Origin of the sequence: Legionella erythra (assembly GCF_001467615.1) — a bacterium.
GTDB lineage: Bacteria > Pseudomonadota > Gammaproteobacteria > Legionellales > Legionellaceae > Legionella_C > Legionella_C erythra.
On sequence record NZ_LNYA01000032.1, the window covers coordinates 176,209 to 189,444 of the forward strand.

The following is a 13,236-nucleotide window of genomic DNA, read 5'->3' on the forward strand; positions in this document are numbered from 1 at the left end:
GCCTCTTAAAGCATTCTTTTTGCCAACGTGCTGTCTTTATGCACAGCATCCATTTGCGCTTGAATCGAAGGATTCGGCAGGATTTAGCGCATAAAGCGCGGAACGTGGGCAATTAGATTTGAGCATGTGCGTTTGATGCGTAACCTAAAAAATGCAGTCAGCGCCAACAGCATGGTCATGTCAAGCCTCTTAAAGCATTCTTTTTGCCGACGTGCTGTGCTTTATGCACAGCATCCATTTGCGCTTGAATCGAAGGATTCGGCAGGATTTAGCGCATAAAGCGCGAAAACAAGGCGATTTGATTTAATCGTGCGCGCTTGATGCGTAACTAGACTGTAAAGGCCATATTTTCCTGGGGTTCATCGAGCTCTTTCAGCGTGGTCACCACATAGCCTTTTAAAATATCCCCTCTCCCCCAGGGTCCGGCTTTGATTTGCTCCTCCATGCCCGGAATTTTTAAGAAAAGCTCCATGTAAACAAAACCAAGCCGTAACGTTTCCTTGTCAAGCACATTGGAGGCATTGATCGTCAACGCCTTATTGATGGTATCGATCAGCGCGTCATTCATTTTTTTTGCCAGATGATCCTCTGTGTCCACGGAAATTTCTTTAATTTTTTGCAACGTGGCCGCATATGCACCAAAGAGTACATGCTGTTTGTAGGTGCCTAATCGCACCATGAGTCGTTTTTCCAAATCACAACTCTTTGCGTCAGAACAAACAAGATCTTCTTTTTTAATTTTTTCATTAAAAATCATCACTTTTTCCAACACAGGCAGCTCTTGCGGCTTGAGCTTTACAGCGTATTTTTTCCAAAACTCCCTGATCTCTTCCGGACTCAATTCCGGACTGTCAGCCATCGTGGCCCTTAATTCTTTAACCAGGTCAGGAAAGAGCAATTGGATGGGGCCCTCGATCCGAGTCAGGATTTCATCAATATTCTGGATAACCTGGAGATACCCTATTCGCTTTAGGATCGTCTCGCTGCCCGGTTTACGTTTGTCAATAAGGTGGCTTAATTTACTAAAAAACCCCTTATCCGATTTAATGTATTCATAGGTATCGGCAATTTTGTCCTGCTTTAAAAAGGTCTCATAGGCACTGCAGCAATCAAATACAGTCAAGTCATCCAGATCGTTATCACTGTTTAGCTGAAGCACTTCGGCCAGGGTTGTTTTTAATGCACAGTTTTCCGAATTGGAAGCCAGGGCAGAAATACCCTGATAAACAGCTTCCAGCCTTAAATAACGATAGATAATACTGCCTAATAAAATGCCGAAATATTTGACAGTCTCTTTTTCTTTGCCGTTTTCTGGTTCCGGCAAGGTTGTCCCCAATTGGGTAATGCAGGTAATTTGATTCAGGCGCAGCTCATCCGGTACAGTGTTGGTGAAGTAGGTAAGTGGGAACCACCCTGGGGTCTTTATTCGCGGTTTCTTTTTTACATTTTCTTCATACCTTCCCTTTAATTCGCTCCTCACTATTTTAAGTAACGCCGAATAGGGGCCTGGCTTATACCGTTTGGCGTAATTATTAAACAAGTCAATTAATTCACCTGTGGTTTTTTGCAGTTCCTCATACTTTGGTACCCGCATACCGTCTCCCTTCTATCATTATATTCTCAATCCGGACAGGCAATCAGATACCATACCCAGACAACCGTGAGCATTTTTTTCTTCCACTACAGGACTTTGGATGATTATTTTCATATCATGGGGAAAAGCGGTATAGAGCGCATGGGGCTCTTCAAATTCCCTCTGTTGATAAACCCAGTCAGAAAATTTATCCAGTTCCGTGTAACATTCTTTGATGAAGTCTGCGCTGAATTCGCTGAACGATTTGATTTTCAGATGCGCATGAAGCAATTGAAGCAGGGTATTATCACCCAGAAGGGAAAGGCCACCATCATTTTTCCTGGCCACGTAAATATACATTCCCATCAAGACTAATTTTTTTTCCTCATCACAGGCCTTGTAATGATTCAGACAAACCGCTGTTTTTTGAATCAGCAAGGCATCGGTATAGGCTTGCGTGCATAACACCGAAGTAAAAAACATACAAACATAGGAATAACGTTTATCATGCGCCACAACCAGATTTTGGGGTAGCGTTGTCGCTTTCTCCAATAACTCCTTGTAATCTGGCATGGCAATCCCTCCACGCTGGCTGTTAAGCGAGCATCGTCATTAAGGATGATAAAAAGTCCGTCCGTTATGTTGCCCATCAATCAACCACGTACATCGTGTAAACCCGTCGGTATTCTTTGAAACTTTTTTAACATAGGGTTAACAAAAATACCAGAGTGCAGATATCTTGTTTATCAGCACTTTCTTTTTTTATAACAACCTGCCAAAGAATTTGCAATAACCTTTGCTTTAAATCATAGGTGATGCGGACAGAAAACGCTCGTCAATCTGACGGACCAGTTGCTGATGAATATTATCAAAACCACGATTACTCATAATCAACACGGCATCCCCAGGCTGCACCATCTTAACCAGGCTGGCAATGATGCTTTGGGTATCGGGCAGCAACTGGTAAGGACAAGTCCAGGTTTTGGCTAAGTCAGCGAGATTAAACTGCTGGGGATTTAAAACCAAAGCCCCATCGACTAATGCCAAAGCCCTGGCCATGTCTGCCGCATGCACACCGGAGCGCATGGTATACGAAGCAAACTCCATAACCGCAAAAATCCGTTGATGCCGCTGGCTTTGCTTTAATGCCTCGATGGTTTTGCCAATGGCCGTCGGGTGATGGGCAAAATCATCATAGACGGTGATGCCATGACGATTGGATTTGACTTCCAGACGCCGCTTGACCGGTTGAAAACGGGCCAGGGCTTCGGCGGCAATCGTCGGCTCAACACCTGCGTGGGTACTGGCAGCGAGTGCCGCCAAGCCGTTTTCGATGTTAAAGCGGCCAATCAACGGCCATTTAACCTCGGCAACCGGTTTTTCCTGATGGTAAATGCGAAAGCTGTTGCCGCTTGCATCAAGCATTTCAGCCCGCCAATCAGCCGCGCCGTTAAGCGCGAATTCTTCCAGATTGGAATAAATGCCGCGGGCAACCACATCCTTTAAGGCCTCATCATCCCGGGGTTTAAGGACAGTTCCATTGGCTGGAATTGTCTTTAAGTAATAGTGGAACTGTTGCTTGATGGCGGCCAAATCCGTATAAATATCCGCGTGATCAAATTCCAGATTATTTAACACGGCAATCTGAGGCCGGTAATGCATCAATTTGGGCCGTTTATCAAAAAAGGCGCTGTCATACTCATCGGCCTCAATCACAAACCACTTCCCTGTTCCAAGTCTCGCACTGGTGGCAAAATTAGGAGCAACGCCGCCAATTAAAAACCCTGGATTTAAGCCGGCTTCCTGAAGAATATGGGCCAGCATGGAGGTGGTGGTGGTTTTCCCATGGGTTCCTGCCACCGCGAGCACCCGGTAACGGGTTAAAATATGTTGCGCCAACCATTCCGGTCCCGACGTATACTGTTTGCCGTGATTGAGCACGGCTTCAAGGACTGGCACACCGCGCTTCATGGCATTCCCCACAATCACGCAATCAGCCGCCAATGCCCGGGCTGTATCTTCATAACCCTCAGACCATTCAATGCCTTTTGCCGCGAGCAAATCACTGACCGGTGGATAACAATTGGCGTCACAACCAGTTACTTGATACCCAGCCTCTCTCGCTAAAATAGCGAGTGCGCTCATGAAGGTTCCGCCTATTCCTAAAATGTGTAAATGCATGGTGCTCTCACCGTATGAAGGTCATGGTTAAAATGTTGGCCGCCAGTAAACCAAAACTGCACAAAATGGCGGTTAGATAATCCGAATCCAGCGCCTGCCGATAAATATGGGCCGCCACTGAAAATTGCCATAATGTTAACACCAGAACCTTTAAAAGATAAATCATGACCAAGAGGCGCATGCCAGCCTGGGTCATATCGGCGTTGGCGAGCAATGGTGTTAAAAAGACGATAATAAAACCCACCATCAGGATGATGAGATGGCAGACCAGAAGGGTGGTTAAGGTTTGCAAAATGCGGTTTCGTTTACGGGTGACTGTCAGCAAAAGAGCCGTATAGCCATAGTAGGAAGCGACCAAGAGAATAGCCGCCAACATAGTGTCTGACAGGGGAAACTGATTTTTTAAATCCATCAATTCCCATTGCAGGGTGACAATCAGAAAATAAATCAGGATAGCCATAAACAGGATAAACAGCGAGTAAGGCGTATTGGCAGGGGTTTCCCTGAAGGTTGTCACACGCCAATATGTTTTTAAAATGGCAAGCCACATTGATTAATCCCGGTTTAAGTTATGCTCTGCTTCCAGGGTTCACTGGTTTTTCTCTTTCCTGAAAATACTGACTTGCTGCACCACCGGTTGTTTCCACGGTCCTGATATTTTATAAGTATAGGCCCTGATTTTTTGCATACCCTGATTAATGATTTTGCTCGCTACCCAGGTAGCCACACCCGCCACCGGACCACCGGCAATGGTCGCGACAATGGGCAGGCTCGCCGTAATATGCGGCGACACCTGCAAATCCACATCGTAAAGTTGCCTTGCCAAATCGAGGCTGCCCTTCATGCTGGCATAGGCCACTGGACCATCAATGTAACTGTCCTGCGTGCTTATCACGCCATTTCTTACCTCAAAACTGCCTTTCAGGATATCAAAGCTGTAGCCGTCATTTTTTAAATCGCTAAAATCCAGTTTTAAGCGCCGTGGGATCGTTTGCAGGCTCAAGATGCTGAGTAATTTACCCAATCCCAGTTTTTCTTCTGTCTCCGGACTTAAATTGGTAATGCGGCCATGCTTGAAATAAAGCGCCATCGTTCCCCTGATTTTATTCAAGGCAAAATCCGTATACGACCCAGGCCAGGTACCCTTAAGCTCAATCTGGCCGAAAGAAGATTCCACCACCGGGCTGGTATGCCAATGCTTAAGGCTGCCCGCCAGATCATTAATCTGCATACCCACGCTGATTTGCGTTTGATTAATCTGTTTATCCTGCTGCCACTGCCCCGTTGCCGTCAATTGATAGGCCGGGGTTTTGATTTTGCAATAATCCAGTTGCCAGGCATGCGGAACCCGCGTCATTTTTAAAGCCACTTGCCCAAGGTTTAAGTTGTCATAGCGAAAATCATTGATGCGTAAATCAAGATTGGGCATGTCGCTCACCTGCAATGCAGCGGGTTTGTCCTGCCTGTCTTTGGATTTATCCCAATAAAGATGGCCTAATACCCCGCTTAGCAAACGTTCTTTGATTTTGTAACGCAGATTGGCTTTTACCCGTTGCTGTTCGACTTCAATGGACCATTCATTGGCATTTAACCGGGTAGCCTGTACAGCCAAATCAGTATAATTGCGTTCAGCGATGCGCGCCTTCTTCAAACGCAAGTCAATAAAACTGACCGCATCACTAAAACTTTCCTTACTGCGGGTAGCGGGCAATCTTGCCAGGGTATCAAGCCACTGACGCAAATCAAACGTTGCCAGGGAGCCCACAATCTGCAAGCCCATTTGTTCCTGCCAGCGCGCGGTAGAACTGCCTAAACGGATTTCCCCTTTTTGCAGATGGAATTTTCCTTTCGGGCCGCTAAACCATAAATCCGCGCTGAGTCGTGCATCGTAATTGATACGAAAACGCAAGGCTTTATCTGGATTAAACTGGATGTCCACGGTTAACGGCGCTTTGCTGTCGGCGGTTTTGTTTAACGGGGGCGGCAAATCAATCCTTAAACCGCGCAAAGAGGATTTGATCTGAAACTGATCCAGATCCTGCTTATTCTCGGTTAAAACCAGCAGACCCTCCAGCCAGAAATCACCCCGCATCAATTCAAAAATGGATAAATTTAATTTGTCGCGCAACAGGGCAATTGTCGTTTTGGCTTTAATTTTAACCTCGGTACGCGGGTTTTTGTCCCGTATGGACTGAATCAGCAGCGACACCGGGTTATTGAGCAGGGATGCCTGCAAACTGCTGTCAAGTACCCCTTCATGATCAAATTGCAGGGAACCATTCAACTCGTTTAATTCAATGTTTTCAAGCGTGTGATTGACCTTGACCTGATTGTTCTTGAAAGTGATGTCGCCCAGCGCGAGAATGTCGTCATTTTCAGGATACAGCGCTGCTTCGAGTTGCAGATCGACGCTTAAAGGGCCGCTCATCTGCAGATTGGTCAATGCCGAAAGCTTTTTATTCAGCGGCGACGCCAGAACATAGTCCCGTGCCTTGCCGGCACTGGTATCCACTTTGGTATGCACCAGCAAGGTTTCACGGTTTAACCCCAGATTGTTGATAACGACATTGGCCTCATTTAAAAAAATGCCCTGCAAGTCGGCATAGACCACATCCGCGTTAAATGTGCGTTGATTGACCTGGATATAGGCTTCGATGTCCCTGGTCACCGGCCACCTGGGGGCAAAAACCAAATCAACGCCGCTGACATGGCCATTGATTTCAAACACCCCTTCGGCTTTATCGTAAGGGAAATCGGCGCCGCGGCCATTGATATTGATATTGGCAACCATTTTATCGATGCGTTTCACATCATGTTTAAGCCAGGCATCCAGTTTGGGTTTAAGTGATTGGGCGGGTAGATAACGAAGCCAATGTTGCGCCTTGCTTGCCGATAGCGCGGCGGTCAAGGTGATGTGGCCTATGTCGTTTGCGGTCACATCATCCAGGACGCCATTGCCGCTAAACAGCAAATCCTGATGCCTTAAGACCAATCGGTCCAAGCTTACGCGCAGGCCATGACTGAGTGTTTTCCAGTCCAAAACCGTATTGAGCGATAAAAAGGTCACGGGAGGCTTGCCGGCGGGTTTAATAACGGTATGCTCACCGTCAATCTCCACATGCCCCTCATTTGGTTGCCAGCTCAACACGCCGGAAAGATTGTCTACTCCCGGATAAGGGCCGAACGCTTCCCATCCAAGGGTACTAAATTGCGTCAGTAGAAAGATGGGGGCTTTGTTCCTGATATGCAGTCGGGTATCCTTCAGCACACCCTGCGGTTTGATGGCTAACCAGGGCTTCAAGGATTCAGGCCAGGGAACATCCAGTGACAGCAGGGACTCCATGATTAATTGTTTGACATAAATTTTCCAGGCATTAAGTGGCCGTTGGTAGTCCACCAGGAATTGATTTTGCGGCCAGTGGCGATGATTAATTTCAAGCCCGACATGATCCCCGCTTAACTGCCATCCCTCCTTCGTGCGTTGCCAGGCTAAATTCGCTTTAAAACGGTCCAGCCGGTTACTGCGTTGATCCTGATGATCATTCAACGTTAAACGATAGATATCTACTCTGGCCTGGGCATCCTCGATATGCCCGCCGCTGATATCGGTCCACAGCTGCACATCACCGCGGCCATCAGTCACCGTGTAGCGCTTAGGATTAAAAAATCCCTGCCATTGCGCAGGCACGACGTTTTTTAAGGAAAGGTACAGTTGCCCCTCCGTCTGGTCGATGTGGTAGGGTTGAAGCGTCAGGTAAGCCACCAATTCCAGCGCCGTGGGCACTTGTTGACGAAGACGGGCCTTAGCCTTGATGCGATAACCCCATCCGCTTTTGCCGATGACCAAATTGATGCTGCGTGCGGGAATAAAGGTGCCATCGTTTAAGTGCACGTCCAACGACAGGTGTTTAATGATAATTTCCTGCTGCGCCAGAATCCAGGCCAGCACAGGCTGCCAGGAGTCGTCAGTCCATTGGATGGGCTGTTGACCATTGGCCATCAGGCCATCAACCTGCCATTGATCATGACGCTGCCGGACAGTCAGTTTGACATCATTGATGTAAAGCACACCCGGTTGAATTTGCCAGTTCCATAAGGAACTGAACAGGTTAATGCCTACAAATAACTGCTTCAGTTTAATGGTTTCCTGGTGCGCGGTGGTTACCGTGACCTGATTGAGCTTAATTACCGGTTCAAACCAGTACCATCCTGTTTCCATCGACTGAATGGTCACAGGCTCCCCCAGCAGGGTTGACAGATGCTGTTCCACTTCCGATTTGTACTGTGTGGCCCAGGGAGTCAGTGCCCGGAACAGGCTGGACAGTAATGCCGCGACAATAATCAGTACAGCCAGGAAAATCCTTATTCGCTTAAAAAAATTAACCACCGCGTTTATCAGGGTTGTTCGTCGAGTTTTTACTATACCATTGCTTTTGCGCGTACTCATCACTTTCCTTTTGATCAAGCCTGGCAAGCTGCTCATTCTTTTGTAATTTTACCCGTTCAATCAAGCGAATAACGGCGTCTTTTTCTGCTTTAGCCTGTAAAAATTTTTTTTCGCATTGGGTGCGGAATTTAGCAAGCTGACTTAATTGCTGGTTTAACTGAATAAGAATGGTGTCCAGCTGGTTGATAAAATCAATGCGATTACGCAAACGCCCAAGCGTACAGCCCGTATCGCCCATGCGGTGCAATTGTTCAACATAATCCTGACGATAGCCCACGATCTGATCATGCTTGCTTTTCCCGGCAGTAAACTGCTCACGTGCCTGCTTTAGCATCTCACCCGCCTTTTCCATGGCTTTTTCTTTCATGCCAAGCAGGGTATGCAAACGCTCCAACCGCTGTCTGGACACGGCTTAGCGCTCCAGACTCGAGGCCAAGGCCTCCAGTTGTACCAGACTTTCTTCATAGTTGACCGCTTCATTCATCCCCTGGGCAATGTAGTTGCTGATGGCTTCGCGATAGGCAATGGCCTTATCGAGTTGTTTATCAGTTCCTTTGGTGTACGCTCCAAGCAAGACCAAGTCCTTATTTTTTTCGTAGATGGATAAATATTTTTTAAGCAATAAAGTCTGGCTCATTTGTTTAGGATCTGCGATAGCCGGCATCACCCGGCTTATGGAAGCCTCCAAATCAATCGCCGGGTACTGCCCCGATTCCGCCAACTCCCGGCTTAACACAATGTGGCCATCAAGGATGGCACGGGCGGCATCGGCAATCGGATCCTGCTGGTCGTCCCCCTCTGTTAAAACAGTATAAAACGCGGTAATGGAGCCCCCTGCTTCCTTGCCATTTCCTGCCCGTTCAACCAGTTGCGGTAATTTGGCAAACACAGACGGCGGGTAACCTTTAGTGGCTGGCGGCTCGCCTATGGATAAGGCAATTTCCCGCTGAGCCTGGGCAAAGCGGGTCAGGGAGTCCATGAGCAGCAACACATGCTTTCCCTGATCACGAAAATATTCGGCAATGCTGGTTGCGACCATGGCGCCATGCAGGCGCATCAATGGACTCTCATCGGCGGGGGCGGCAACGACAACAGCCCGTTTTAAACCGTCTTCCCCCAGGTTGCACTCAATGAATTCCTTCACCTCGCGTCCCCGTTCACCGATAAGCCCTACGACCACCAAATCAGCCGCTGTAAAGCGGGTCATCATACTGAGAAGCACGGATTTACCAACACCACTGCCCGCAAACAAGCCAAGCCGTTGACCGCGACCGACGGTTAGCAGGCCATTAATCGCCCGAATACCGACATCCATCGCTGTAGTAATCGGCGCCCGCTGCAACGGGTTAAACGGGGCACTGGTCAGGGGGTAGCTTTCTGCCGCCACCAGGGGCTCGCCGCCATCGATGGGGACGCCGGCACCATTTAAGATTCGCCCCAGCAGCTGCCCCCCGACTTTCACATGCGCGACGCGGCCGCTTGGGGTAATGAGCATGCCCGGGCCAATCCCTTGAGTCTGGCCAATGGACATCAGGTAAGCGCATTCGCCGTCAAAGCCGACAATTTCAGCTTCTACCCGCTCCGTATCATTTAATTTTACCCAGCAACGCGCACCAACCGGGTAATGAAACCCCTTGGCTTCAAGGGTTAAACCAACAGCCCGGCTCACATGGCCGCAATGCCTGAGTCCAGAATCCGGAACTTGACGGAATTTTTTTAAGGCATCCAACAGGCGCGATTCGTAAATAGCCATTATTCGTCTTCAATAATATCAAGGGTTAGAGAACCCAGATGGGCGCTGAATAAATTCATCAATCGGGTTTTTAAGGTGCCATCCAGCTCGCTGTACTCGTTTCTTAAATAAAAATCACCGCGCGACAGGGTGGAATCACTCACTAAAATCGCAATGATATCGCGGTATTTATGGCTCAACTGACTTTTTAACCATTCAACATCTTCCGTATTCATCACCAGTTGTTGATCGCGACGAAGGCTTGGCAATTCTTTCTTGATTTCTTCAAGCAGAAGCAGCAGTTTTTCCGGGGAGTTGGAAATTTCGATACCAATGCAGGCTTCACAAAGCCAGATGATGGTTTTAATGATTTCTTCACTGACCTGTTTATCCACCAATTGCACTGGATTTTGGATAAACTCAAGCCACTGCTTTAACTCCTCCCTCAGTTCATTGATTTCTTGCTGAGCCTGCTGCAATCCTTCCTGGTACCCTTTGGCTTTCGCCTCCTCGCGCAGGCGTTCGCATTCGGCAGCCAGGATAGCCTGCTCGTCCGCCGCAGGATCCTTGACAGGCTTTTCATCCTTTTTATATTCCCAAACGCTGAATTCCTCTTTATTGGGTTCATCATACAGGGGTTGAAAATCCTTGTTCATAAGGTCTTATCCCAAAAATGATTAGATCATTTCCTCACCACCCTTGGTGCCTAAGGAAATCTTGCCTTCTTCGGCGAGGCTTCTCGCCACCGCCAGGATATCACGCTGGGCCTTTTCAACATCGCTGACTTTGACCGGCCCCTGCATTTCCAAGTCTTCACGCAGCAAATCGGCAGCCCGTTTTGACATGTTGGTGAATATTTTTTCCTTCACCGGCTCGGTCGTTCCCTTTAAGGCCAGCATTAACTGCTCCGTGGTGACATCGCGAAGCAGGGTTTGCACGCTGCGGTTATCCATATCGACCAAATTTTCAAAGACAAACATTTTGTCCTTAATCTTGTCGCATAACTCCTGATCCCATTCATTGATTTTTTCAAGTACTTCCGCTTCCACAGCCCCGTCTAGAAAGTTAATCACGTCCGCCACACTCTTGATACCGCCCACAGAAGCTGTTTTCGCGACTTTTTGGCCGCTTAACTGCTTTTCAATGACATGACCCAATTCCGAAATCGCTTCGGGCTTGACCGTATCGATATTGCACATGCGAAGCAGCACCTCCGCCCGTTTCTCTGCCGCGAAATAACTAACCACTTCCGCCGATTGCTCGCTGTCTAAGTGGATAAGGATCGTGGCAATAATCTGGGGATGTTCGTTACGGATAACATCCGCAATCAGACGGGCATCCAGCCACTTTAAGCGGTTAAGGCCGCTGTCTTTGTCAGAAATAAGAATACGATCAATAAATGGAATGGCTTTTTCCTCACCCAGGGCGTTAATCAGTACCGTACGCAGGTAGTTTTCAGTATCTACCGTGAGGCTGCTTTGTTCCTCGATGGCATTTAAAAATTCGCTGAGCACGTTCTGCATTTTGGCCTTACTGACGTTACTCATGTTGGAAATAGCCATACCGACTTTCTGGACCTGCCTGGGCTCAAGGTGCTTCATGACTTCCGAGGCATTTTTTTCGCCCATGCCTAATAACAAAATCGCTGCCCGCTCAATACCGTCCATATTACTTACCCCCGATCAACCCAGGTTTTTACTACTTGCGCTACCCGTTTGGGCTCTTTGTCCACGACTTGTCTGAGCAGGTGTAACTGCTGGTCATAATCGCTGAGATTGGGTGGCAATCCCTTTCCTTCATAAGACAAGGCGCTCGGCGCTTCCGTATGTCCGCTTTCTTCTTCGCGGCGGGAATGAGCCAAGGTTTTGAATAAAGGCCTCAGTACACCAAACACGATGGCCAGTACAAACAAACCACTCAGTACTTGTTTAATAATTGACCAAAAACTGTCTTTTTGCCAGAAACGAGGCTCAGGCAATTGTTCAATGGGCTCAGGCTTCACAAAATTGCTGTTCACTACATTTAAGCTATCGCCACGTTCAGGGTTTAAGCCAATGGCATCGGCTACCAGTATTTTGACCTGATCCAGTTCCGCTTTGGACAGGGGTTTCACTTCCATTTTCTTGGTTTTTTCATTCATGACCGAGCGGTTATCCACTAACACGGCTACCGTTAAGCGTCTGATGGTTCCGGGTTGATTTTTGGTGTGACTAACGGTTTTGTCCAATTCAAAATTCTTGGTGCTTTCTTTATGCACCATATTGGCTTCAATATCCTGGTTCGTCATGGCCTGCGAATTGATGTTACGGTTCCTGACCGGCGTTAACGTGGAATTGGCAGGCGGCGTATTGGACAAGGCACCGGGAACACCGCTGGCCGCATTAGGACCTACATTGCGGTTATCCTGAACCAATTGCTCACTGCGAACCGCCGGCAGTTCGGGGTTATACATTTCCTGGGTTTGCTCATAGGAGGTAAAGTCGATATCAGCCGAAACCTTGGCGCTGACCCGCCCGTATCCTAAAAGCGGCGTTAATATATCCTGAATTTTCTGCGCGTATTGTTGTTCCAGCGTTTGCCGGTAATCAAGGAATCGCTCCGTTTCGGTAAACAGGGTCTGCCCGCCGCCCTCACTTAATAATTGGCCGTTCTGATCCACCACTGTCACGCGGCTGGCCGAGAGGCTTGGGATACTGGAGGCGACAAGGTTAATAATGGACGCAATAGTCTGTTTTTTGATTTCGACGCCAGAATAGACATCAATAAACACCGATGCGCTCGGCTGACGCGTATCCCTTACAAAGGCTGATTCACGCGGAATAGCAAGATGAACCCGCGCCGACTTGATGTCGTGAAACTGGCTGATAGTTCGTGCCAGTTCCGCTTCCAACGCCTGAATGTAGCGTGCGTTCTCCATAAACTGGCTGGTACTGAATGAATTATTGCCTCCAAATAATTCAAAGCTGCCGCCGCTACCACGAGGTAAACCTTCTGCAGCCAGTTTCATGCGTGCGGTCTGAACCTGATTGGTGGGCACGAGAATCATGCCATTGGTTTCGTCCACTTTAAAGCTTATCGCATTACGTTGCAGCACGTCGACCACATCAGCCGAATCACGGTGACTGAGTTGGCTGTACAAGGGCATGTAGCTTGGCTCGCGCGACCATAAGACCACTCCCAGGCCAATTGCCACGCTGGCTGCAAGCCCAACCAGCAAGCCCAACTGCCTCATGATCGAGAGACTTGCAAATTTCGCGGCCGCTTTTGACGCGCTGTCAGCCAATGCCATGATTAACTCCTGTC

The 13,236-nt window shown here is 48.2% G+C and carries 11 protein-coding genes; 1 reads left to right on the forward strand and 10 read right to left on the reverse strand.

Annotated features, from left to right (window positions below; genetic code table 11):
- Positions 1 to 135: 135 nt before the first annotated feature.
- Positions 136 to 279, forward strand: a complete 144-nt coding sequence (locus Lery_RS15720) for a hypothetical protein (protein WP_237759211.1) — start codon at positions 136 to 138, stop codon at positions 277 to 279.
- A 49-nt stretch (positions 280 to 328) separates the two neighbouring features.
- Here the strand turns inward: Lery_RS15720 and Lery_RS10695 are convergent, their stop codons facing one another.
- The 10 genes from Lery_RS10695 to fliF all read right to left on the reverse strand — a co-directional run bounded on the left by Lery_RS10695 (position 329) and on the right by fliF (position 13,222).
- Positions 329 to 1,594, reverse strand: coding sequence for a hypothetical protein (locus tag Lery_RS10695; protein WP_058527247.1), 1,266 nt, complete (start codon positions 1,592 to 1,594; stop codon positions 329 to 331).
- Positions 1,595 to 1,612: 18 nt separating this feature from the next.
- Positions 1,613 to 2,146 carry a hypothetical protein gene (locus Lery_RS10700; protein WP_058527248.1) on the reverse strand — a complete coding sequence of 178 codons (534 nt, stop codon included), beginning with the start codon at positions 2,144 to 2,146 and terminating at the stop codon, positions 1,613 to 1,615.
- A 228-nt stretch (positions 2,147 to 2,374) separates the two neighbouring features.
- Entirely contained in the window at positions 2,375 to 3,754 is a 1,380-nt protein-coding gene (gene mpl, locus Lery_RS10705) for a UDP-N-acetylmuramate:L-alanyl-gamma-D-glutamyl-meso-diaminopimelate ligase (protein ID WP_058527249.1), read from the reverse strand.
- Between the two features lie 7 nt (positions 3,755 to 3,761).
- Positions 3,762 to 4,304 carry a hypothetical protein gene (locus tag Lery_RS10710; protein WP_058527250.1) on the reverse strand — a complete coding sequence of 181 codons (543 nt, stop codon included), beginning with the start codon at positions 4,302 to 4,304 and terminating at the stop codon, positions 3,762 to 3,764.
- A gap of 39 nt (positions 4,305 to 4,343) precedes the next feature.
- Positions 4,344 to 8,201 carry a YhdP family protein gene (locus Lery_RS10715; RefSeq protein WP_065230290.1) on the reverse strand — a complete coding sequence of 1,286 codons (3,858 nt, stop codon included), beginning with the start codon at positions 8,199 to 8,201 and terminating at the stop codon, positions 4,344 to 4,346.
- Complete coding sequence (gene fliJ, locus Lery_RS10720; protein WP_337589165.1) at positions 8,134 to 8,610, reverse strand: flagellar export protein FliJ; 477 nt, start codon at positions 8,608 to 8,610, stop codon at positions 8,134 to 8,136. Before fliJ ends, Lery_RS10715 begins: the two co-directional genes overlap by 68 nt.
- Before the next feature lie 3 nt (positions 8,611 to 8,613).
- Positions 8,614 to 9,954, reverse strand: a complete 1,341-nt coding sequence (gene fliI / locus Lery_RS10725) for a flagellar protein export ATPase FliI (RefSeq protein ID WP_058527252.1) — start codon at positions 9,952 to 9,954, stop codon at positions 8,614 to 8,616.
- Positions 9,954 to 10,589 (reverse strand): FliH/SctL family protein, encoded by a 636-nt coding sequence (locus Lery_RS10730; RefSeq protein ID WP_058527253.1) that lies wholly within the window; start codon positions 10,587 to 10,589, stop codon positions 9,954 to 9,956. Before Lery_RS10730 ends, fliI begins: the two co-directional genes overlap by 1 nt.
- Positions 10,590 to 10,610: 21 nt before the next feature.
- On the reverse strand, positions 10,611 to 11,600 hold the full coding sequence (gene fliG, locus Lery_RS10735; RefSeq protein WP_058527254.1) for a flagellar motor switch protein FliG: 990 nt from the start codon (positions 11,598 to 11,600) through the stop codon (positions 10,611 to 10,613).
- A 5-nt stretch (positions 11,601 to 11,605) separates the two neighbouring features.
- Positions 11,606 to 13,222 carry a flagellar basal-body MS-ring/collar protein FliF gene (gene fliF / locus Lery_RS10740; protein WP_058527255.1) on the reverse strand — a complete coding sequence of 539 codons (1,617 nt, stop codon included), beginning with the start codon at positions 13,220 to 13,222 and terminating at the stop codon, positions 11,606 to 11,608.
- Positions 13,223 to 13,236: the final 14 nt, after the last annotated feature.

Excerpts from the sequence above, each read along its gene's own strand:
- Lery_RS15720 (WP_237759211.1), top strand. The coding sequence starts at position 136 with ATGCGTAACCTAAAAAATGCAGTCAGCGCCAACAGCATGGTCATGTCA.
- Lery_RS10695 (WP_058527247.1), bottom strand. The coding sequence starts at position 1,594 with ATGCGGGTACCAAAGTATGAGGAACTGCAAAAAACCACAGGTGAATTA.
- Lery_RS10700 (WP_058527248.1), bottom strand. The coding sequence starts at position 2,146 with ATGCCAGATTACAAGGAGTTATTGGAGAAAGCGACAACGCTACCCCAA.
- mpl (WP_058527249.1), bottom strand. The coding sequence starts at position 3,754 with ATGCATTTACACATTTTAGGAATAGGCGGAACCTTCATGAGCGCACTC.
- Lery_RS10710 (WP_058527250.1), bottom strand. The coding sequence starts at position 4,304 with ATGTGGCTTGCCATTTTAAAAACATATTGGCGTGTGACAACCTTCAGG.
- Lery_RS10715 (WP_065230290.1), bottom strand. The coding sequence starts at position 8,201 with ATGAGTACGCGCAAAAGCAATGGTATAGTAAAAACTCGACGAACAACC.
- fliI (WP_058527252.1), bottom strand. The coding sequence starts at position 9,954 with ATGGCTATTTACGAATCGCGCCTGTTGGATGCCTTAAAAAAATTCCGT.
- Lery_RS10730 (WP_058527253.1), bottom strand. The coding sequence starts at position 10,589 with ATGAACAAGGATTTTCAACCCCTGTATGATGAACCCAATAAAGAGGAA.
- fliG (WP_058527254.1), bottom strand. The coding sequence starts at position 11,600 with ATGGACGGTATTGAGCGGGCAGCGATTTTGTTATTAGGCATGGGCGAA.
- fliF (WP_058527255.1), bottom strand. The coding sequence starts at position 13,222 with ATGGCATTGGCTGACAGCGCGTCAAAAGCGGCCGCGAAATTTGCAAGT.